Source organism: Bradyrhizobium sp. NBAIM14 (assembly GCF_020193895.1).
Lineage (GTDB): Bacteria > Pseudomonadota > Alphaproteobacteria > Rhizobiales > Xanthobacteraceae > Bradyrhizobium > Bradyrhizobium yuanmingense.
The window spans coordinates 213,515-234,236 of record NZ_JADYVQ010000003.1 but is presented as its reverse complement, the minus strand read 5'-3'; the positions used below and the strand labels follow the sequence as shown (position 1 = coordinate 234,236).

The following is a 20,722-nucleotide window of genomic DNA, read 5'->3' as shown; positions in this document are numbered from 1 at the left end:
TTCGGTCGCCAGGAAAATGAGCTCCAGGCGGCGGCTGCCGGTGAGGTGTGGATTATGCGATCCCGTCTTGCATCAACCAAGGGTTTGAGATGTCCCGATTACATTGGATCGAGATTCAAGCGGCTGGACGAATAGCGATTATGGCGCGTCCTCGCGCCGACGAGTGGTTGGAGATGGAAGTCATTGAGTGGAAGGACGCCCGAGTCGATCTGGTAGTGAGCCTTCTCGAGCGCGAGGAGGTTTCAGAGCTTGGGTTACAGCGTGAAGACGAGGTTTGTCGTTCTAACGGAATCGACTTCATCTCTTTTCCGATTCCGGATCGGGGATTGCCAGAATCGCGACCGGAGGCATCGCAGATCGCTCGCTTATTAGCCAGCGGCTTGCGAGATGGTCGTTCTATGGCGATCCATTGTCGCGCGGGGATCGGCCGATCTTCGGTAATTGCAGCTTGCGCACTGATCTGTTCCGGAATCCAAGCGAAGGAAGCTCTTGAGCTGATTGGAGCTTCGCGGGGCTTGATCGTGCCGGACACGGATGAGCAGCGCGATTGGGTGATGACCTTTGGCCAGGCGGAGCGCGGCGATGCGCCACGTACCCGATAGGCCATGCAATGTCGCCTCAGCCGCGGCGTGACAGGAAGTCGAGCACGCCGGTCTTGTAAACCTTGTCGCCGACTGCACGCATGTGGTCGCGATTGGGAATATCGAGCACTTCGGAACCCGGTATGATCGCGCCGAGCGCGCTGGCGCTTCCTGCGACATCGTCGGCGCTGCCGACCGCGATCAGCACCGGCACCTCGATGCGCGCGGCCTCTTGCCTCGTCATGAGATCGCGCGTGCCGCGCAGGCACGCGGCGAGTGCACGGCGGTCGGAGCGGGTCTGGTCGGCGAACGCGCGAAACGTGCGGCCGACGGGATCGGTGACGTCGTCCAGCGCGGGCGCCTCCAGCGCCTTGGCGACGTTCTCGCCGGGACCGCTGCCCTCGATCAGGCCGCCGATGCCGATGCCGCCGAGGATCGCCGAGCGCAGGCGCTGCGGCTCGTTGAGGGAGAGCCAGGCCGTCATCCGCCCGCCCATCGAATAGCCCATGATGTCGGCCTGCGGGATGGCGAGGTGATCCATCAGTGCGAGCACGTCGCCGGCCATTACGGGTATAGAATATTGCGCGGGTTCGTAGAGCTTTGCGCTCTCGCCATGGCCGCGATTGTCGAGCGCGATGACGCGGCGTCCGTTCTTGCGCAGCTCCGACACCCAGGTCGGATAGACCCAGTTCACGTTCTTGCTGGAGGCAAAGCCGTGCACCAGGATGATCGGATCGCCCTCGCCTTCGTCGAGATAGGCAATTTCAACGGCGCCGTTGTGAAAGCTCGGCATCAGCAGTTCCGTGGGATCTTGTGGGGGACAGCTCGATCTTAGAGCACGATCCGGCAAAGTGTGCAGCGGTTTTCCGGCAACATCATGCTCAAACAATAGCCCGAAGCGGATCGCGCCTCAGGCCGTCGCGGCCGCGTTGGCCAAAGCAGCGTCGGCCGCCATCTGCGCGCGGCGCAGCCGCCGCGCCCGCCTGCGATCGCACCAGGCCTGGGTCAGGCGCTCGGTCGTCGCCTTGATGGAGGAGAGCAGGCCGAACAGCGTCACGACCGCGCCAAACAGCCACATCGCCAGATCGAACGCGCCACCGACGAGCAGCAGCGCGCCGCGGCCGAGCAGCTTGATGATCGCGCGCGTCTTGCCGCCTTGCGCTTCCGCAAGCCGCACGGCGCGCGCGACGTCCTTGGGGCCCTCGGCGATGCGGAGCGTATCCATGGCCCCGCGCGTGCCGGTCTTTCCGGCGACGCGCGTGACGTCCTTGCCGAGCCGGACCAGCGCACCGGCCTTCTCGGCCCGGAACGCGGCCTTGATCGCGCTCACGGTCTGGCCTGGGCGCAGCACCGAGCCCGATGCCACCGCGTTCCGCAGCATCGGCGCGTCGACGACCTCGCGCGCGGACCGGCCGGCCCATGCGGCGAGCCCCTCGCCGAGCCGTCCGAGCTTGCGCGCATCCTTCACCAGCGTCAGTCCTGCGCGCACCGGCGCGGCACCGCCGACGGAGATGTAGGTTGCCGCCGTCACCGCAAGGCCGGCCGCCGCAAGGGAGAGCACGAGGCGGTCGGTGTCCTCGCCCATGGCGAGGTGCTTGCCTTCGCGCACCACGTCTCTGATGTCGCCGAACACGAAGAGATCGCCGGCCACGGTCCCGGACAAGCTGGCGACATCGTCCGCGTTGCCGGTGACGAGACCCGTGGCGAAGCGCTTGGCGAAATGCGCGGTGGAATTCTCCGCTTTCACGGCATCAGCGACGCGGCTCAAGAGGTCGTCGGGAAGCGCGATGTTGCGCTCGCGCGCCAGCGTGACGAAACTGTCGGCGAGATCGGCATCGCCGGCCGCGAGCGCGGCCTCGATATTGTCCTGAACCAGGCGGTCGTTGTGCCGGAGCAGTGCATCGAGCTTCCGCTCGGAGAGCGCGACCGGATCGTCCTGGGCAGCCAGGATCGCGCCGGCCTCGCGGGCATGCGGCGCCACCTGCGCGAGCACGAAGCCGCACACGGCCATTCCCGCCAACGCCGTACTGATTCGCAGCCACTTCATGTGGAAAGCCCGGATGCCCTGAGATCGCTTGCGCGGAACACTACGTCTTTCGTCCCGGTTTCACGCAACCACAGAGATAGTATGCCAAAATTGCGACACAACGTCCCCGACGAAAGAAGGGCTTCTCTAGGGGCGCAAGATTGTGTCGAATTTGCATGAGCAAATGAGCATGGGGCGCTTGCGAAGCTTTTCGGTTCCGCTGGACTAGCAATCACCTGTACCCGCCAGTATGGTCCGCAGCGCCTCAAAGATGCCGCGTAAGTTCGTGATTGTATCTGCCGCCATTGCCACTCCAGGATGAACTTCGATGTCCGACCATGTCGTCCCGCACTTCCATAACGATGCCGGTGTCCCCGTCATCGAGATCGGCTCGCAAGAGTTCATGTGCGTGGGCGCCAATCCTCCGTTCGACCATCCGCACGTCTTCCTCGACCTCGGCAACGACAACGAGATCATCTGCCCCTATTGCTCGACGCTGTACCGCTTCGCGGCCGACCTGAAGCCCGGCGAAGCCCGCCCGCCGGAATGTGTGCTGAAGGACAAGGTGGCCTGACCGCGTCCATCGGTTAAGGGGTGGCGCTCTCCCGAACGATCGTCGTCGCCGGTGCCGGCATCGGTGGCCTGACGGCCGCGCTCGCGCTCGCCGCCCGCGGCTTCCGCATCGTCGTGCTGGAGAAGGCCGAACGCCTCGAGGAGGTCGGCGCCGGCCTGCAGCTCTCGCCCAATGCCAGCCGCGTGCTGGTCGAGCTCGGCCTCACCGAACGCCTCAAGCTGCGCGCCGTCACCCCGGAAGCGCTCTCGATCATGAGCGCGCGCGCCGGCGGCGAGCTGCTGCGCATGCCGCTCGGCGAAGCCGCCTCGCTTCGCGCCGGAGCGCCCTATTGGGTGGTGCACCGTGCCGACCTGCAAGCGGCCCTCGCCGGCGCCGTCGCCGACCATCCCGACATCGACCTGAAGCTGGGCGCGACCTTCGAGGACGTCGCGCCTCACGCCAAGGGCCTGACCGTGGTCCATCGCAGCGGCACGATCCGCCGCAGCGATCTCGCCAGCGCGCTGATCGGCGCCGACGGCATCTGGTCGACGGTGCGCCAGCATCTGTTTCCCGAGGTGCAGCCGCGCTTTTCCGGCCTGATCGCCTGGCGCGGCACGCTCGATGCCACGCAATTGCCGAAGGACTATACCGCGCGCCGGGTGCAGCTCTGGATGGGGCCGAACGCCCATCTGGTCGCCTATCCCATTGCGGGCGGGCGCCAGATCAACGTGGTCGCGGTGCTGCCGGGCACCTGGAACCGGCCGGGCTGGAGCACGCCCGGCGATATCAGCGAGGTGATGGACGCCTTTGCCGGCCCGCGCTGGCCGCCGGCGGCGCGGATGCTGCTCGCCGCGGTCGACAGCTGGCGCAAATGGGCGCTGTTCGGCGTGCCGGACGGCTGCCCCTGGAGCAAGGGTTCGGTGGCGCTGCTCGGCGATGCCGTGCACGCGATGCTGCCGTTCGCAGCCCAAGGGGCCGGCATGGCGATCGAGGATGCCGCCGTGCTCGCCCGGCATTTGAGCCCGGAGGCCGCCGAGAGCAGCAAAGCGGTTGCCGCCGCGCTGACGCAATACGGCCGTGCCCGCCAGGCGCGGGTGCGGCGGGTGCAGCGGACCGCGCGGCAGCAGGGCCGCATCTATCATCTCAATGGGCCGCTCGCGCTCGCACGCGATCTTGCGATCCGCGCGCTCGGCCCAGAGCGCATGCTGGCGCGACAGGACTGGATCTACGGCTGGCGGCCCTGATGCGGCGCGCCGCCGGCAGCATGCCTCAGTGGGCCGCTTTGCCGGATTTCGACGCGGATTTGGCGCTGGCCGCGGGCGATGCCGGAGGCGGCGGCGCCTCGGGCGGCGTCTCCCGGCATCTGTTGCGGCGCCAGGCATCCTCGGCCAATTGGACCTGCCCGCGCACGGCGATATAATCGTTGCGATAAGCGAGTTCGGACACGACGGCGCCGCCGGCCCCGGTCTCGGCCTTCTCCATCAGCCTCTGCAGATCGGCGGTGCGCTTGGCGAGGTCCTTGCGCTCGGTCTCGAGCTGCTTGCAATCGTACAATTCGTATTTGGCGGGATCGGCAAAGGCCGGTGCGATCGTCTCGCTCACGCCGGCGCAGCCGGACAGCGCGAGGCCAGCCGCAAGCAGCGCGAACAGCGCGCCAAAGCCGCGCAGCCAAAAGGAAAACGAAGCAGCCATGCCGGATGAATAGCCCCCGTGGATTGAGAATGCCTAAAGCAGCAACAGATGTCCGGATTGAGGCTTTGCCTTGTGCCCCCGGCTCGCTTAAGGAAGAACCGTCCCTCCGGCGCGAAACGCCGCCAATTCCAGACCGCCGGAACGGACTTAAGTGTTTGATCTCGTTGGATCAAGCGGGCATGGCGGAATTGGTAGACGCAAGGGACTTAAAATCCCTCGGTGCGCAAGCGCTGTGCCGGTTCGACCCCGGCTGCCCGCACCACTAGCTTGTATCACCCTTGCTCGAGGCGCTCGGGCTCTGCGCGGAAATCGAGCAGCACGATCCAGAAGCAGATCAGCGCGATGACGAGGAGGATGAAGGTGCCCTCGATCGGCGCGCCCAGAAGCGAGACCAGTGCCGGGAAGGCGAGGCCGATGCCGAGGATGGCGGCGAGCGCCAGGGGCGGAAGATCGACGATGAGGATCGCGGCAAGAAGCGCGAGCTCGAAGAAGGCATATTCCTTCAGACGCGGCGAGCTGAGATAGAGCGCGAACATGGCAAGCACCGTGATGCGCATCGCCGTGCGCGGGTGATCCATCAGCCAGCGATCGAGCTGCGTCAGCAGCGATGCCCCTGCCCGCACCGATCCGCTCGCGGCCGCGCGTAGGACGGACAGCGCGAACGGCACGAGCACGAGCGCGAGTGCCGCGAACGCGTAGGCCGCCAACATCGCCGGCTTGCCGTCACCGAAGCCGGCCTGGACCATGAGGTCGCGCGCCAGCAGCAACAGCGACGGATTGCTCTCCACGAGACCGACGGCATGCTGACCGGGAATTTGTCCTGCGATCGCGAGCAGCCAGCTCGCGAACAGATCGGGATACAGCAAGCGCGACAGCGCGAGCGGCAACGCGAAGGCGAACGCGGCCACCGCGATCAAGGCCAGCTTGCGGCCACGCGGCAGCGGCAGGAAATAGAGCGCCGCCAGCACCGGGACGAACACCAGCTTGAACGAGGTCACGAGGCCGAGCAGCGCCGCGCCGGCGAGGCGCGAGGAAAAGTTCGAATTCTGTTCGGACGCGAGCGGGCGTAGCAGGAGCTTCAGCGCGATCGCGGTCAGCACTCCGCTCAGCAGCGCAAAATTCCCCGACGCCACCACGAATTCGAAACCGACGAACGCGCCGAGCGCGCAGAGCACCTTCAAGCCAGCATCGCGCGCGCTGGCACGCGTCCGGCCAAGGCCGGGCAGAAGCAGCGCGCAGAGCACGGCGAGGACGAGAAAGATGCTTCGGTAATGATCGAGCAGAACGCCGCCCGCGCAGAGGGGACGGAAGACGTCCAGCGTCACCGGCAGATAGGGATAAGAATAGGTGGTGCCCTTCAGGTTCTTGACGAAGTAGGGATCGAGCCCGTCGGCATGCGCATCGACCGCCGCGCAATTGACCCGGACGTCCCAGCCATAGGGCAGGTCGAGCGAGGCATCGTTGGCGAGATTACCGAGCACCAGCAGCGCGGTCAGCGTGACCACGCCGGCAAGCCAGACGTTGCGCCTGGCAGCCTTGGCCGCAGGCGCCAACCATCGTGCTGCACCTGATATGTCGGACACGGGCGATACCCTGTTTGGCTTCTCGCTGCGCCGTTGCGGCAGCCGCTCCAGCCACAATGGACAGGACGGGTTGCCGATTCATCTCCCCGGCGTGCCGCGCCCGATCTTATGGTGAATCCCTGGTTGCAGGCCCAGCCCTCCGGCGACGCGCTTGGAAAACGCTTCGATGTGCGCGGCGACGAGGTCCCGGATGGCCCATCAGGCCGGCGACGGGCCCTCACCCGTTTTTGACCGCTCCTGCTCCGCCTGCCAGCCATCCCGAAACATGGGTTGTGCAACGCAGCACCAGGGCTAGATAAGTCGCTTGATTGCAGGGGTAAGCTTCTTGTCCGACGTCAATGCCGACGGTTGGGTGTCCGCGGGACACCGCCCAATGGGTTTTCCGGAGTTCGTCATCGTGATCGCGTCCATCATGGCGCTGAACCCGCTCGCGATGGACATGATGCTGCCGGCGCTGCCCAATATCGGCGCCGCCTTCAAGATTCCCGTCGAGAACCACCTGCAACTGGTGCTGTCGACCTTCCTGATCGGCTTCGGCGCCGGTCAGTTCGTCATGGGTCCCTTGTCGGACCGTTTTGGGCGCCGACCGGTGCTGCTCGGCGGCATGGCGGTCTATGCGGTGGCGAGCGTGCTGGCGGTCATTGCCCCCTCGTTCGAGACGCTGCTGCTGGCGCGTGCGCTCCAGGGGCTCGGCACCGCGGCGACGCGCGTGATCGCGACCTCGATCGTGCGCGACTGCTATGTCGGCCGCCGCATGGCGAGCGTGATGTCGCTCGCCATGATGATCTTCATCGCGGTGCCCGTGGTCGCGCCCTCGTTCGGACAGGCGGTGCTGCTGGTGACGGCGTGGCGCGGCATCTTCGTGGTGCTGATGCTCTACGGCCTGCTCGCGCTCGCATGGTGCGTGCTGCGGCTGCCCGAGACGCTTCCCGAGTCGAAGCGCAGGTCGCTGGCGCCCTCCGACGTGCTCTCGGCATTCCGGCAGACCCTGACCCATCGCCAGACCGTCGGCTATGCTACCGCCGCCGGCAGCGTCATCGGCGCGCTGTTCGCCTATGTCTTCTGCGCCCAGCAGGTCTTCACCGGCATCTATCATCTCGGCCAATATTTCCCGCTGGCTTTCGCCGCGATTGCCGCCGGCACAGCCATCGCCGGCTTCCTCAATGCGAGGCTGGTCGGCCGGCTCGGCATGCGCGTGATCTCGCACGGCGCGCTGACGCTCTACACGGCCGTGGCCGGCGTGATGCTGCTGACGGAAAGCCTCGGCGTGCTGTCGCTCGCCTTGTTCATGGTGCTCTCGGCCCTGATGATGTTCTCGTTCGGCATGATGGTCGCCAACTTCACCGCGCTGGCGATGGAACCGCAGGGCCACATCGCCGGCACCGCCTCCTCGCTGTACGGCTCGATCACCACGCTGATCGGGATCGTGGTCGGCATGGCAATCGGGCAGAGCTTCGACGGCACGCTGCTGCCGTTCTCGATCGGCTTTTTCCTATCCACCCTCGCCGCGCTCGCGATCGTGCTGGTGGTGGAGAAAGGGCGGCTGTTCAGGCCGCATCATCGCCCGATCAGCTAGGAACTTCCCGCCCCTCGCGATGTTGTACTGCAGCAATTCAGAGGATTGGCGAGATGGAACAAGAGAACAGATCGGATCAGCCCGCGTCCGAGATCGAACAGCCGATTTCGCAGCCTCGTTCCGATGAACGAATGGACTCGAGCTTGGCATTCATGAGTGAAGGGCTCGAGCAGCTGCGCGACAGCCACTGCTAGACGAGCGCGATCACAGACCGCCTCATAGAAAAAACGGCGCCGCAGGAAACTGCGGCGCCGTTCGTATTCACATGCAAGGCGCGCGGCGCGTAAAGCGCGATGAGATTCGGATGATCGTCATCGCGCTTTAGGTTGTTGTTTGCGCGTGATCTTTCCGGAAAACCGCTTCGCACTTTTCCGGATCATGCTTTATTCCTTCTTGTCGATGTTCCAGAACACTGGCGTCGCGGGGCCGTCGAGCACGCCCGTCAGCGATTTGCGCCAGCCGCTCGGGATGAGATACTGCCCCAGCGGAATGTAGATCACCTGCTCATAGGCCTGCTTCTGGATGTCGGCGGCGATCTTCTTCTGATCGTCGACCGAGGCCGCGCGGACGAAAGCGTCCTTGAGCTGCTCGATCTTGGCGTCCTCCGCCCAGCCGAACCAGCCCTTCTTGCCCTGGCCGCCGATCGAGAGATTGGCGATCGGGTTGGACACGTCGGCCGCGACCCAGTTGGTGAAGAACATGTTCCAGCCACCTTCCTTCGGCGGCTTCTGGCTGGCGCGGCGGCTCACCACCGTCTGCCAGTCGGTCGCCTGAAGGTCGACCTTGAAGCCGGCCTCGCGCAGCAGCTGGGCCGAAACGATCGGCTGCGCCTTCAGCGTCGTGACGTCGCCAGGGGCCATGATGACGATCGGCGTGCCGTCATAGCCGGACTCGGCGAGCGCCTTCTTGGCTTGCGCCATGCCGTTCCCCTTGACCAGGGTCTCGGAGCCCGCATCGGTTGCGAGCGGCGTGTCGCAAATGAAGAACGCGCCGCAGATCTTCTGATATTTGGCGTTGCCGACCAGCGCGTCGAGCACGTCCTTCTGGTTCAGGGCCAGCAAGGCAGCACGCCGCACCTTCACGTTGTCGAACGGCGGATGCAGGAAGTTCATCCGGCCGAGCGTCTGGAAGCCGAACTTGTTCAGGACCTCGATGGTGAGCTCCTTGTTGCCTTCCAGCACCGGCAGCATGTCGAACGGCAGGTTCTCCATGAAATCGATGTCGCCCGACTGCAGCGCGTTCACCGCGGTCTGCGAGTCCGGCATGGTGATCCACTCGACGCGGTCCACCTTCACCACCTTGCCGCCGGAGGTCCAGCTCGCCGGCTCCTTGCGCGGCACGTAGTCAGTGTTCTTGACGTAGACCGCCTTCACGCCGGGCTGGAATTCGCCCTGCACGAACTTGAACGGACCAGAGCCGATCTGCTCGGGGATCTGCTTGTCCGGCGGCGTCTCCGCAAGGCGCTTCGGCATCATGAAGGCGACGCGCGAGGACGGCTTGCCGATGGAGTCGAGCACCAGGCCGTAGGGCTCCTTCAGCTTCAGCGTGATGGTCTTGGGGTCGGTCGCCTCGATGCTGGCGGTGAAGTCCATGAGCTTCTGGCCCATGCCGTCGACCGCAGCCCAGCGCTTCAGCGAAGCGACGCAGTCCTCCGCCGTCACCGGCGCACCGTCATGCCACTTCAGGCCGTCGCGCAGCGTGAACGTGTAGGTGAGCTTGTCGTCGGAGACCTTCCAGTCCGCCATCTGCGGCTGGACCTTGAAATTCGAGTCGGTGGCCACCAGCGTGTCGTAAACCATGTAGCCGTGGTCACGCGTGATGTAGGCCGTGGTGAAGATCGGATCGATGATGCGCAAATCCGAATGCAGCACCGCCGTGAGAGTCTTGCCGGCCGCGAGCACCGGCGAGGCCAGCGCGGTCGAAAGCGCGACGACCGACAGCGCAAGTGTGGAGGCGAACGCGCGAGGCCCCCGGCGCATGAAGTGGAACATAGAAAGTTCTCCTGACGTGAAACTGTTCAAAGGCAGGTTATTGATTGAGCATGAGGTTCGTTCGTTGGGCGAACTAACCTCATGCAATGCCTTCGTCTTTCGAGACTTGCAGACAGGGTGAAGCGCGTCAATCCGGTTTCGGTGCAAGCCCTTGCGGCGCGCGCACGGGCTCCACAAAGATCGGTTTGGCTCTACAACACCCTCCGCTTGTCCCGTCCGCGCCAATGCAATGCGCGTTCCATCTTTCCAAGCTTGAGAGACATTGAGATGAATCCTGCCAATCTTCCCTTTGATTCCGAGGCCATGCTCGAAGGCCTGCGCGGCTGGATCGAATGCGAAAGCCCCACCTGGGATGCCGGTGCCGTGGACCGCATGCTCGATATCGCAGCGCGAGATATGGCGATCATGGGTGCGACGATCGAGCGCATCGCCGGCCGCCAGGGCTTCGGCGGGGTCATCCGCGCGCGTTTCCCCCATCCGAAGCAGGGCGAGCCCGGCATCCTGATCGCCGGGCACATGGATACCGTCCACCCGGTCGGCACCATCGAGAAGCTGAAATGGCGGCGCGAGGGCAACAAGTGCTATGGCCCCGGCATCTACGACATGAAGGGCGGCAACTACCTCTCGCTGGAAGCCATCCGCCAGCTGGCACGCGCCTCGTTCACGACCCCATTGCCAATCACCGTGCTGTTCACGCCGGATGAGGAAGTCGGCACGCCCTCCACGCGCGACATCATCGAGGCGGAAGCCGCGCGCAACAAATACGTGCTGGTGCCGGAGCCCGGCCGCGCCGACAACGGCGTCACCACCGGACGTTACGCCATCGCACGCTTCAACCTCGAAGCGACGGGCCGGCCGAGCCACGCCGGCGCGACGCTGTCCTCGGGACGCTCGGCGATCCGCGAGATGGCGCGACAGATCCTCGCGATCGACGCCATGACGACGGAGGACTGCACCTTCTCGGTCGGCGTCGTGCATGGCGGCCAATGGGTCAATTGCGTTGCTACCACGGCGACGGGCGAGGCGCTCTCCATGGCCAAGCGCCAGGCCGATCTCGACCGCGGCGTCGAGCGGATGCTGGCGTTGTCCGGCACCAGCAACGACGTCAGCTTCAAGGTCACGCGCGGCGTGACGCGGCCGGTCTGGGAGCCCAATGCCGGCACCATGGCACTGTACGAGAAGGCCCGCGGCATTGCCAAATCTCTCGGCATGGAATTACCGCATGCAAGCTCCGGCGGCGGCTCGGACGGCAACTTCACCGGCGCGATGGGAATCCCCACGCTCGACGGCCTCGGTGTGCGCGGCGGCAATGTCCACACGCTCGAAGAGTATATCGAAGTCGAGAGTCTCGCTGAGCGAGGACGGCTGATGGCGGGGCTGCTGGCGACGCTGGAGTGATCGCGAAGCGATCCCGTAGGTGGGCAAAAGGCGCAAAGCGCCGTGCCCACCGTTTTCCCGACCGAAAGCAGGTGGGCACGCTCCGCTTTGCCCACCCTACGAAGATTGGCTGCACCGCAAAAACTGTGGCCCTCGTGGCACGGGAATTGCTGAAATGTTAGGCTGATGGCAGGCTGGCCGAAGAGCCCTGCCCAATTTGACTCTAAACTGACGGATCCAACTTGCTCGGATATCTCCTTCGCCGAATTCTCGCCGCCGTGCCCGTGATGGGCGTGGTCGCGCTGTTCGTTTTCCTCCTGCTCCGCCTCACCCCCGGCGATCCCGCCGCGATCCTCGCCGGCGACAACGCGACCCCGGAACGGCTGGAGCGCATCCGCGAATCGCTCGGCCTCAACGAGCCGCTGATCGTGCAGTTCGTCACCTGGGTGAACAAGCTGCTGCACGGCGACCTCGGGACGTCGCTCATCTCCAATTTGCCGGTGATGAAGATGATCGGCCAGCGCGTCGAGCCGTCGATCTCGATCGCGCTGTGCACCATCATCCTCGCCGTCATCGTCGCAGTTCCCTTGGGGGTGATCGCGGCGTGGAAGCACGGCACCTGGATCGACCGTTTCGTGATGGGTCTGTCCGTGCTCGGCTTCTCGGTGCCGGTTTTCGTGGTCGGCTATGTCCTCATCCAGGTCTTCGCGATCGAGCTGCGCTGGGTGCCGGTGCAGGGCTTCCGTAGCATCTTCAACGGCTTCGGTCCGTTCTTCGAGCGCATGATCCTGCCGACCTGCGCGCTGTCCTTCATCTACGTCGCACTGATCGCGCGCATGACGCGTGCGGCGATGCTCGACGTGCTCGGCGAAGACTACGTGCGAACGGCGCGCGCGAAGGGCATCAACGAGGTTGCGGTGATGATGCGCCATGCTCTGCGCAACGCCGCCGTGCCCGTGATCACCGTGATCGGCACCGGCTTTGCGCTCTTGATCTCCGGCGTCGTCGTCACCGAGAGCGTGTTCAACATCCCCGGCATCGGGCGTCTCACCGTCGATGCGGTGCTGGCGCGCGACTATCCGGTGATCCAGGCGATGATCCTGCTGACCTCGCTGATCTACGTCGTCGTCAATCTTCTCATCGACGTCGCCTACACCCTGCTCGATCCCCGGATCCGGTACTGAGGCAAGGACAAGAACAAAATGTCGGTCGATACCCTTCCCCAGTCCTCCATTCCGATCACGTCGCCGCTGCGGCCGCGATTCGGATTCCTCACCTCGACCCCGATCATCGCCACCGCGACGTGCCTGCTCGCGCTGATCGTGGTGGTCTCAATCCTCGCGCCGCTGATCGCGCCGCATGATCCGATCCAGCTCGCCCCGTCGCAGCGGCTCAAGCCATCTTCCGCACACTTCCTGCTCGGCACCGACGCCTACGGCCGCGACGTGTTGTCGCGCGTGATCTATGGCGGCCGCATCTCGCTTCTGATCGGCATCGGTGCGGCGATCCTGTCGATCGCCATCGGGCTGGCGATCGGCCTCGTCTCCGGCTTCTTCAAGCTGGTCGATTCCGTGATGATGCGCGTCATGGACGGCCTGATGGCAATGCCGAGCATCCTGCTCGCGATCGCCGTGGTGTCGCTGTCCGGCGCCAGCCTCTGGACCGTGCTGATCGCGATCACGATCCCCGAGATTCCGCGCGTTGCACGCCTGGTCCGCTCGGTCGTGCTGTCGGCGCGCGAGGAGCCTTACGTCGAGGCCGCGATCTCGGTCGGCTCGAGCCTGCCGAAGATCATGTGGCGCCACCTGATGCCGAACACGATCGCGCCGCTGATCGTCCAGGGCACCTATATCTGCGCCAGCGCCATCCTGACCGAGGCGATCCTCTCCTTCCTCGGCGCCGGCATCTCGCCGGAGACGCCGACCTGGGGCAACATCATGGCCGAGGGCCGCCAGTACTTCCAGATCAAGCCGTCGCTGATCTTCTGGCCGGGCCTGCTGCTCTCCATCGCCATCCTCAGCATCAACCTGATCGGCGACGCCGCCCGCGACGCCCTCGATCCGCGCATGAAGCAGCGGGAGGGGAAGTGAAACAAGTAGCGTTGTCATTCCGGGGCGCGCGTAGCGCGAGCCCGGAATCCATTTCACCACGCGTGCTGCGGCCCGATGGATTCCGGGCTCGCGACTTTGTCGCGCCCCGGAATGACGGAGAGAATTGACGTGACCGACACCATCCTCGACATCAACAACCTCGTCGTCTCCATCGGCAAGCAGCCGAAAGGCGCCAACATCATCGACGGCATCTCGATCCAGGTGCGCGAGCGCGAGACGCTGTGCCTCGTCGGCGAGAGCGGCTCGGGCAAGTCGGTGACCTCGCTCACCACCATGGGCCTGTTGCCGAAGGGCACGCTGGTGCCAACCGGCGGCAGCGTGAAGCTGGTCGGCGAGGAGCTGCTCACCGCCACCGACCGCCGCCTGCGCCAGCTCCGCGCGACCAAGATGGCGATGATCTTCCAGGAGCCGATGACCGCGCTCAATCCGGTGGTGCCGGTCGGCCGCCAGATCGACGAGGTGCTCCGCGCCCACACCAAACTCGATGCCAAAGCGCGCAGGAAGCGCATTCTCGACATGATGGAGCAGGTCCACCTGCCCCAGGTCGAGCGCATCTTCGCCTCCTACCCGCACCGTCTCTCCGGCGGCCAGCGCCAGCGCATCATGATCGCGATGGCGCTGGTGCTGGAGCCGAAGCTGCTCATTGCCGACGAGCCGACCACCGCGCTCGACGTCACCACGCAGAAGCAGATCCTGTCGCTGATCCGCGAGCTCCAGCGCGATCACGGCACCGCCGTGCTGTTCATCACGCACGACATGGGCGTGGTCGCCGAGATCGCCGACCGCGTCGCGGTGATGCGGCAGGGCCGGCTGGTCGAGACCGGTCCGCTCGAGACCGTGCTGCGCAATCCGAGCATGGAATACACCCGCAACCTGCTCTCCTCGGTGCCGAGCCTGGTGCCGCGCCCGCCGCGCGAGGAAACCCGCGAGCCCGTGGTGCTGGAGGCCAACGAGCTCAGCAAGGTCTACAAGGAGCGCGCCTTTTTCGGCAAAGGCCGCGAGGTCGTCGCTGCCGACAAGGTCACCTTGACCCTGCGCAAGGGCCGCACGCTCGGCATCGTCGGCGAAAGCGGCTCGGGCAAGTCGACGGTTGCGCGCTGCATCGTGCGCCTGATCGATCCGACCTCCGGCGGCGTGCGCCTCGCCGGCCGCGAGATCGCCGACATCTCGCGCCGCCTGTTGCAGCCGCATCGGCAGAAGATCCAGATCGTATTCCAGGATCCCTATCGTTCGCTCAATCCGCGCGTCACCGTCGGCGAGAGCATCGCCGAAGGCCCGGTCAATTACGGCGTGGCGCACGCCGACGCGATGAAGCGGGCGCGCGAGTTGCTCGAGCTGGTCGGCCTGCCGCCGGATGCGGTGTCGCGCTATCCGCACCAATTCTCCGGCGGCCAGCGCCAGCGCATCGCGATCGCCCGGGCACTCGCGCTCGATCCGGACGTGCTGGTCGCGGATGAAGCGGTCTCCGCGCTCGACGTCTCGGTGCAGGCGCAGGTGCTGGAGCTGCTCGACGAGATCCAGAAGCGGCTCGGCATCGCCATCCTGTTCATCACCCACGACCTCCGCGTCGCAGCCCAGATCTGCGACGAGGTCGTGGTGATGCAGCACGGCCGCGTCGTCGAACAGGGACCGGCCGCCGAAGTGCTGACGCATCCTAAGGAGGCCTACACCAAGGCGCTGCTGGATGCGGCGCCCGGGCGGGGTTGGGATTTTGCGAACTTCAGGCCGGTGGCCGAGGGCGTGGGGGCGACGGCCTAGGTCTCTCCACTCGTCATTCCGGGGCATCGCGAAGCGATGAGCCCGGAATCCATCAGGCTGCGAACTCTGTCGCACGATGGATTCCGGGCTCGCGCTACGCGCGCCCCGGAATGACGGCGGAGCAGCATTCCCAAATCGATCTGACCCTATGCGTGGCACGATGGCCTCTCACCTTGCCCTCTCCTCAGAGCCAAGGCTAACGTCGCGCACTTTTCAACGCTGGACCTGAACTGAATGACACGCATCGCCGTCGGCGGCTTCCTGCACGAGACCAACACCTTCGCTCCGACGAAGGCGACATTCGCGGACTTCCAGCATGGCGGCGGCTGGCCGGCGATGACTGAAGGTGCCGACGTGTTGAAGGTGATGCGCCGCATCAATGTCGGGCTCGCCGGTTTCGTCGACAGCGCCGAGGCGAACCGCTGGGAACTCATTCCGACCATCGCCTGCGGCGCGAGCCCGTCGGCGCATGTCACCGAAGACGCATTCGAGCGCATCGTGAAGGTCATGGTCGACGGCATCGCCGCCGCCGGCCCGATCGACGCCGTCTATCTCGACCTGCACGGCGCGATGGTGACCGAGCATCTCGACGACGGCGAAGGCGAGATCTTGGCGCGCGTGCGCCGCGTCATCGGTAAGGATGTTCCGCTGGTCACCAGCCTCGATCTCCACGCCAACGTCACGCCCGAGATGATGGAGCATGCCGACGCGCTGATCGCCTACCGCACCTATCCGCATGTCGACATGGCCGAGACCGGCCGCGCCTGCGCGCGCCATCTCGTGCTGCTGCTGCAGACGAAGCAGCGCTTCGCAAAGGCCTTCCGGCAATTGCCATTCCTGATCCCGATCAGCTGGCAATGCACCAACGACCAGCCCACCAAAGGCATCTACGAAAGACTCGCCGCGCTGGAGAGCGATGCCGTTCCCACCCTCTCTTTCGCGCCCGGCTTTCCCGCCGCCGATTTCCGCGACTGCGGCCCCAGCGTGTTCGCCTACGGCAAGACGCAACACGACGCCGATCGTGCGGCCGACGCGCTTCTGAAGCTGATCGAAAGCCACGAGAACGATTTCGACGGCAAGATCTGGACGCCCGACGACGGCGTGCGCCACGCCATGGAACTTGCCAAGGGCGCGCGCAAGCCGATCATCATCGCCGACACCCAGGACAATCCGGGCGCCGGCGGCGATTCCGACACCACGGGCATGCTGCGCGCGCTGGTGCGCAACAAGGCGAGTGCCGCAACCGGCGCGATCTACGATCCGGAATCGGCCAAGGCCGCGCACGCAGCCGGCGTCGGCGCCACCGTGACGCTGTCGCTCGGCGGCAAGTCCGGCATCCCCGGCGACGAGCCCTATCGCGAGACCTTCGTGGTCGAGCAGCTCTCGGACGGCCGCTTCATCGCGCCCGGTCCCTATTACGGCGGCCGCGAGATGGAGATGGGCCCGTCCGCAGCCTTGCGCATCGGCGATGTCCGCATCGTCGTCTCTTCGCACAAGGCCCAGCTCGCCGACCAGGCGATGTACCGCTATGTCGGCATCGAGCCGACCGAACAGAAAATCCTGGTCAACAAGAGCTCGGTGCATTTCCGCGCCGATTTCGAGCCGATCGCCGAGAAGCTGATGATCTGTGCCGCGCCCGGTGCGATGCCGGCCGACACCGCTTCGCTACCCTGGACGCGCCTGCGCCCGGGCATCCGCATCAAGCCGAACGGCCCCGTATTCACGCCTCCCTCACGCTAACCGGACAGGACCACATGCCCACGATCGATCGCATCGACGGCTACGCCGACGAGCTCACCGCAATCAGGCGCGACCTCCACGCCCATCCCGAGATCGGCTTCGAGGAAGTGCGCACCTCCGGCATCGTCGCCGACAAGCTGAAGAGCTGGGGCATCGAAGTGCATCGCGGCCTCGGCGGCACCGGCGTGATCGGCGTCATCAAGGGCAAGGGCACCGGCAGCAAGCGCATCGGGCTGCGCGCCGACATGGACGCGCTGCCGATGGAAGAGAACACCAATCTGAAGTGGAGCTCGAAGATCCCCGGCCGCTTCCACGGCTGCGGCCATGACGGCCACACCACCATGCTGCTCGGCACCGCGCGCTATCTCGCCGAGACCCGGAATTTCGACGGCACCGTGCATCTGATCTTCCAGCCGGCCGAGGAAGGCCTCGGCGGCGCCCGCGCCATGATCAAGGACGGGCTGTTCGAGAAATTTCCCTGCGACGAGCTCTACGGCCTGCACAACGCGCCCGACCTCAACCATGGCGAGATCGCGATCCTGCCGGGCCCGGCCATGGCCAGTGCCGACTTCTTCGACCTGCGCATCACCGGCTACGGCGCGCATGGCGCGATGCCCGAGCGCTCCAAGGACGCGGTTGTCATTGCGACCACACTGGCGCAGGCGATCCAGACCATCGTCAGCCGCAACGTCGACCCGCTGCAAGCCGCGGTGATCTCGATCACCCAGATCCATGCCGGCTCGGCTTACAACGTCATTCCGGGCGATGCGCATCTGTGCGGCACCATCCGCACCTTCTCGAACGAAGTCCGCGCCCTGATCGCCGAGCGCATCCGCACCATCTGCGCCGGCATCGCCGCCGCCTATCAGTGCACGATCGAAGCCGACATCCGCGACACGTTCGGCGTTCTGGTCAACCAGGTCGAGCAGTCCAAGGTGGTCGAGGAGGTCGCGCGCACCATCGTCGATCCCGCCAACGTGATCACCCGCATCCAGCCGAAGATGGGCAGCGAGGATTTCGCCGACATGCTGGAGACGATTCCCGGCGCTTACTTCTGGGTCGGCCATGACGGCTCGGTGCCCGTGCACAATCCCGGCTTCGTGCTCGACGACAAGATCCTGCCGATCGGTGCCAGCATGTTCGCCCGCATCGTCGAGACGCGCATGCCGGTGGGTGGCAATGCATAAAAAGAGCGTCGAGGAAGCGGTCACCTCGCTGCACGATCTGTCCGCGGTCGACCTGATCGCGGGTTATCGTGCCAAGCAGTTCTCGCCGAGCGAGGTGCTGGAGGACGTGCTCGCGCATGTCGCGGCGTGGGAACCGCATCTGAAGGCGCTCTATGCGTTCGACCCCGATGGCGCGCGCGAGGCCGCAAAGGCCTCGACCGCGCGCTGGACCGGCGGCGAGCCCTCCGGGCCGCTCGACGGCGTACCCGTCACGGTGAAGGACAACATCGCGACCAAAGGCGTGCCGGTGCCGCTGGGGGCAGCCAGCGTCAAGCTCGTGCCGGCCGAGAAGGACGCGCCGCCCGCTGCGCGGCTGCGTGAGGCCGGCAGCATCATCTTCGCCAAGACCACCATGCCCGATTACGGCATGCTGTCCTCCGGGCTCTCCTCGTTCCATGCGCTCGCGCGCAACCCGTGGGATCTCAGCAAGAACCCGGGCGGCTCCAGCGCCGGCGCAGGCGCCGCCGCCGCGGCCGGCTACGGGCCCTTGCATCTCGGCACCGATATCGGCGGCTCGGTTCGCCTGCCCGCCGGCTGGTGCGGCCTCGTCGGCCTGAAGCCGAGTTTTGGCCGCGTGCCGATCGACCCCACCTATGTCGGCCGTGTCGCAGGCCCGATGACCCGCACGGTCGACGATTGCGCGCTGATGATGAGCGCGATCGCAAAGCCCGACCGCCGCGACGGCATGAGCCTGCCGGCCGAGTTGCTGAACTGGAAGGGGCTGGAGAAATCTCCGCGAAAACTACGCATCGGGTTGATGCTCGATCCCGGCTGCGGCCTGGCGCTGGAGAAGCCGGTGCGCGAGGTCGCAGTGAAGGCCGCGAAGGCATTCGAGTCCGCAGGCAGCGTCGTCACCGAGGTCGACGGCATCCTCACGCGCGAGATGCTCGACGGCCTCGACAATTTCTGGCGCGCGCGGATGTGGGACGATCTGTCCAAGCTGACGCCGGCCGAGCAGGCCAAGGTGCTGCCCTATATCTTCAAGTGGGGCGAGTCCGGGGCCAAGCTCTCGGGCGTCGACGTCATCCGCGGCTTCAACCAGACCATGGCGATCCGCGCGGCTGCGGCGAAGCTCTTTTGCGAGCTGGACTATGTGATCTCGCCGACCGCGCCGAACGTGAACTTTCCGGCGGAATGGGCGTCGCCGACCAACGATCCCATGAAGCCGTTCGAGCACATCGCCTATACCGTGCCGTGGAATATGTCGGAGAACCCGGCGATCTCCCTCAACGGCGGCTTCGACGCCAGGGGTTTTCCCATCGGCGTGCAGATCATCGGCCGCCGCTTCGACGACATCGGCGTGCTCGGCATGGCCAAGGCGTTCGAAGGCCTGCGCGGCCCGCAGCGGCCCTGGCCGAAGCCGCCGGCGTAACAAACGCTCGCTCGTCATTCCGGGTTGCGCCCTCTTGGCGCAAGCCCGGAATCCACTCATCCGCATTACTGATGTGGACAAATGGATTCCGGGCCCGCGCTTCGCGCGCCCCGGAATGACGTGCTAGAGAGAGCGACAAAGAAACAGGGAAGGAAACCAGCCATGGCGTATGAGACCATCAAGTACGAGGTCGCCGATCAGATCCTCACCATCACGCTGAACCGGCCCGACAAGCTCAACGCCTTCAACGCGCAGATGCAAGCCGAACTGATCGACGCGTTCGACGCTGCCGACAAGGATGACAATGTCCGCGCCATCATCGTCACCGGCGCCGGGCGCGGTTTTTGCGCAGGCGCCGATCTCTCCTCCGGTGCCGACACGTTCGACCGCGACGCGCGGCGCGGGCCGGTCAAGCGTTTTGCCGACGGCAAGGTCGACTATAGCGACCCGCAGGTGCGTGACGGCGGCGGCCAAGTGACGTTGCGCATCTTCAAATGCCTCAAGCCCGTGATCGCGGCGGTGAACGGCCCGGCCGTCGGCATCGGCGTCACCATGCAGCTCGCGATGGACATCCGCATCGCCTCAGAGGCCGCGCGCTTCGGCTTCGTGTTCTCCCAGCGCGGCATCGTGCCCGAGGCGGCCTCGAGCTGGTTCCTGCCGCGCATCGTCGGCATCTCGCAGGCGCTGGAATGGTGCTATTCGGGCCGTGTCTTCCCGGCGCAGGAAGCGCTTGCGGGCCGCCTCGTCAGCAAGGTCGTGGCCCCCGATGATCTGCTGCCGACCGCCCGAGCGCTCGCCAAGGAGTTTGCGGCAAAGACCGCGCCGGTGTCGGTCGCGCTGATCCGCCAGATGATGTGGCGCATGATGGGCGCCGACGATCCAATGGAAGCCCACAAGGTCGACAGCCGCGGCATCTACGCCCGCGGCCGCTCGGACGACGTCAAGGAAGGCGTGGTGTCGTTCCTGGAGAAGCGTCCCGCGCACTTCAAGAACAAGGTGTCCACCGACATGCCGGATTACTTCCCGTGGTGGACGGAGCGCGAGTACAAGTGACGAGCGCGTAGCGCGCCATAACGCGCAACTCGGCTGTTTGATCCATGCCAAGTGCGCATGGACAGTCGGTCGACAGGCCTGCT

General features: G+C 65.7%; 17 protein-coding genes and 1 tRNA gene. 13 read left to right on the top strand and 5 right to left on the bottom strand.

Annotated features, from left to right (window positions below):
• Positions 1-47 precede the first annotated feature (47 nt).
• Entirely contained in the window at positions 48-602 is a 555-nt protein-coding gene (locus I6F28_RS10020; RefSeq protein ID WP_141697681.1) for a protein-tyrosine phosphatase family protein, read from the top strand.
• 16 nt (positions 603-618) lie between these two features.
• On the opposite strand, the gene I6F28_RS10015 is transcribed toward I6F28_RS10020, so the two are convergent.
• Positions 619-1,374 (bottom strand): alpha/beta fold hydrolase, encoded by a 756-nt coding sequence (locus tag I6F28_RS10015; RefSeq protein ID WP_036015305.1) that lies wholly within the window; start codon positions 1,372-1,374, stop codon positions 619-621.
• Positions 1,375-1,491: 117 nt separating this feature from the next.
• Complete coding sequence (locus tag I6F28_RS10010; RefSeq protein WP_225139814.1) at positions 1,492-2,628, bottom strand: hypothetical protein; 1,137 nt, start codon at positions 2,626-2,628, stop codon at positions 1,492-1,494.
• Between the two features lie 307 nt (positions 2,629-2,935).
• Here I6F28_RS10010 and I6F28_RS10005 point away from each other — a divergent pair, with 307 nt between their 5' ends.
• Positions 2,936-3,181, top strand: coding sequence for a zinc-finger domain-containing protein (locus I6F28_RS10005; RefSeq protein ID WP_008562814.1), 246 nt, complete (start codon positions 2,936-2,938; stop codon positions 3,179-3,181).
• Positions 3,182-3,201: 20 nt separating this feature from the next.
• Positions 3,202-4,404, top strand: a complete 1,203-nt coding sequence (locus I6F28_RS10000) for an FAD-dependent monooxygenase (protein WP_225139813.1) — start codon at positions 3,202-3,204, stop codon at positions 4,402-4,404.
• A 25-nt stretch (positions 4,405-4,429) separates the two neighbouring features.
• Here I6F28_RS10000 and I6F28_RS09995 read toward each other — a convergent pair whose 3' ends face one another.
• Entirely contained in the window at positions 4,430-4,852 is a 423-nt protein-coding gene (locus I6F28_RS09995) for a twin-arginine translocation pathway signal (RefSeq protein WP_225139812.1), read from the bottom strand.
• A gap of 173 nt (positions 4,853-5,025) precedes the next feature.
• On the opposite strand from I6F28_RS09995, the gene I6F28_RS09990 reads away from it, so the two are divergent.
• Positions 5,026-5,114 (top strand) — tRNA-Leu (locus I6F28_RS09990).
• A gap of 10 nt (positions 5,115-5,124) precedes the next feature.
• Here the strand turns inward: I6F28_RS09990 and I6F28_RS09985 are convergent.
• Positions 5,125-6,435 carry a hypothetical protein gene (locus I6F28_RS09985; RefSeq protein ID WP_225139811.1) on the bottom strand — a complete coding sequence of 437 codons (1,311 nt, stop codon included), beginning with the start codon at positions 6,433-6,435 and terminating at the stop codon, positions 5,125-5,127.
• A gap of 325 nt (positions 6,436-6,760) precedes the next feature.
• On the opposite strand from I6F28_RS09985, the gene I6F28_RS09980 reads away from it, so the two are divergent.
• Positions 6,761-8,011: a multidrug effflux MFS transporter gene (locus I6F28_RS09980; RefSeq protein ID WP_225139810.1), complete on the top strand. Its 1,251-nt coding sequence runs from the start codon at positions 6,761-6,763 to the stop codon at positions 8,009-8,011.
• Between the two features lie 383 nt (positions 8,012-8,394).
• Here I6F28_RS09980 and I6F28_RS09975 read toward each other — a convergent pair whose 3' ends face one another.
• Positions 8,395-10,002 carry an ABC transporter substrate-binding protein gene (locus I6F28_RS09975; RefSeq protein ID WP_036015319.1) on the bottom strand — a complete coding sequence of 536 codons (1,608 nt, stop codon included), beginning with the start codon at positions 10,000-10,002 and terminating at the stop codon, positions 8,395-8,397.
• Positions 10,003-10,269: 267 nt separating this feature from the next.
• Here I6F28_RS09975 and I6F28_RS09970 point away from each other — a divergent pair, with 267 nt between their 5' ends.
• The 8 genes from I6F28_RS09970 (at position 10,270) to I6F28_RS09935 (ending at position 20,639) form a co-directional block, all read left to right on the top strand.
• Complete coding sequence (locus tag I6F28_RS09970; RefSeq protein WP_036015323.1) at positions 10,270-11,400, top strand: M20/M25/M40 family metallo-hydrolase; 1,131 nt, start codon at positions 10,270-10,272, stop codon at positions 11,398-11,400.
• 221 nt (positions 11,401-11,621) lie between these two features.
• The gene (locus tag I6F28_RS09965) at positions 11,622-12,563 is read left to right on the top strand and encodes an ABC transporter permease (protein ID WP_036029753.1); all 942 of its coding nucleotides are present in this window, start codon (positions 11,622-11,624) and stop codon (positions 12,561-12,563) included.
• An 18-nt stretch (positions 12,564-12,581) separates the two neighbouring features.
• Positions 12,582-13,469, top strand: a complete 888-nt coding sequence (locus I6F28_RS09960) for an ABC transporter permease (protein ID WP_225139809.1) — start codon at positions 12,582-12,584, stop codon at positions 13,467-13,469.
• A gap of 129 nt (positions 13,470-13,598) precedes the next feature.
• The gene (locus tag I6F28_RS09955; protein WP_225139808.1) at positions 13,599-15,248 is read left to right on the top strand and encodes an ABC transporter ATP-binding protein; all 1,650 of its coding nucleotides are present in this window, start codon (positions 13,599-13,601) and stop codon (positions 15,246-15,248) included.
• A gap of 234 nt (positions 15,249-15,482) precedes the next feature.
• Positions 15,483-16,988: a M81 family metallopeptidase gene (locus tag I6F28_RS09950; protein WP_225139807.1), complete on the top strand. Its 1,506-nt coding sequence runs from the start codon at positions 15,483-15,485 to the stop codon at positions 16,986-16,988.
• Positions 16,989-17,002: 14 nt separating this feature from the next.
• Positions 17,003-18,175 (top strand): M20 aminoacylase family protein, encoded by a 1,173-nt coding sequence (locus I6F28_RS09945; protein WP_036015333.1) that lies wholly within the window; start codon positions 17,003-17,005, stop codon positions 18,173-18,175.
• On the top strand, positions 18,168-19,586 hold the full coding sequence (locus I6F28_RS09940; RefSeq protein WP_225139806.1) for an amidase: 1,419 nt from the start codon (positions 18,168-18,170) through the stop codon (positions 19,584-19,586). The genes I6F28_RS09945 and I6F28_RS09940 overlap by 8 nt, the downstream gene beginning before the upstream one ends.
• Positions 19,587-19,748: 162 nt before the next feature.
• Complete coding sequence (locus I6F28_RS09935) at positions 19,749-20,639, top strand: crotonase/enoyl-CoA hydratase family protein (protein ID WP_057029550.1); 891 nt, start codon at positions 19,749-19,751, stop codon at positions 20,637-20,639.
• Positions 20,640-20,722: the final 83 nt, after the last annotated feature.

What these genes read in the sequence shown, in the direction of transcription:
- I6F28_RS09960 (WP_225139809.1), top strand. Translation starts at nt 12,582, where the DNA reads ATGTCGGTCGATACCCTTCCCCAGTCCTCCATTCCGATCACGTCGCCG.
- I6F28_RS09945 (WP_036015333.1), top strand. Translation starts at nt 17,003, where the DNA reads ATGCCCACGATCGATCGCATCGACGGCTACGCCGACGAGCTCACCGCA.
- I6F28_RS09935 (WP_057029550.1), top strand. Translation starts at nt 19,749, where the DNA reads ATGGCGTATGAGACCATCAAGTACGAGGTCGCCGATCAGATCCTCACC.
- I6F28_RS09940 (WP_225139806.1), top strand. Translation starts at nt 18,168, where the DNA reads ATGCATAAAAAGAGCGTCGAGGAAGCGGTCACCTCGCTGCACGATCTG.
- I6F28_RS10010 (WP_225139814.1), bottom strand. Translation starts at nt 2,628, where the DNA reads ATGAAGTGGCTGCGAATCAGTACGGCGTTGGCGGGAATGGCCGTGTGC.
- I6F28_RS10005 (WP_008562814.1), top strand. Translation starts at nt 2,936, where the DNA reads ATGTCCGACCATGTCGTCCCGCACTTCCATAACGATGCCGGTGTCCCC.
- I6F28_RS09950 (WP_225139807.1), top strand. Translation starts at nt 15,483, where the DNA reads ATGACACGCATCGCCGTCGGCGGCTTCCTGCACGAGACCAACACCTTC.
- I6F28_RS10015 (WP_036015305.1), bottom strand. Translation starts at nt 1,374, where the DNA reads ATGCCGAGCTTTCACAACGGCGCCGTTGAAATTGCCTATCTCGACGAA.
- I6F28_RS09995 (WP_225139812.1), bottom strand. Translation starts at nt 4,852, where the DNA reads ATGGCTGCTTCGTTTTCCTTTTGGCTGCGCGGCTTTGGCGCGCTGTTC.
- I6F28_RS09975 (WP_036015319.1), bottom strand. Translation starts at nt 10,002, where the DNA reads ATGTTCCACTTCATGCGCCGGGGGCCTCGCGCGTTCGCCTCCACACTT.
- I6F28_RS09970 (WP_036015323.1), top strand. Translation starts at nt 10,270, where the DNA reads ATGAATCCTGCCAATCTTCCCTTTGATTCCGAGGCCATGCTCGAAGGC.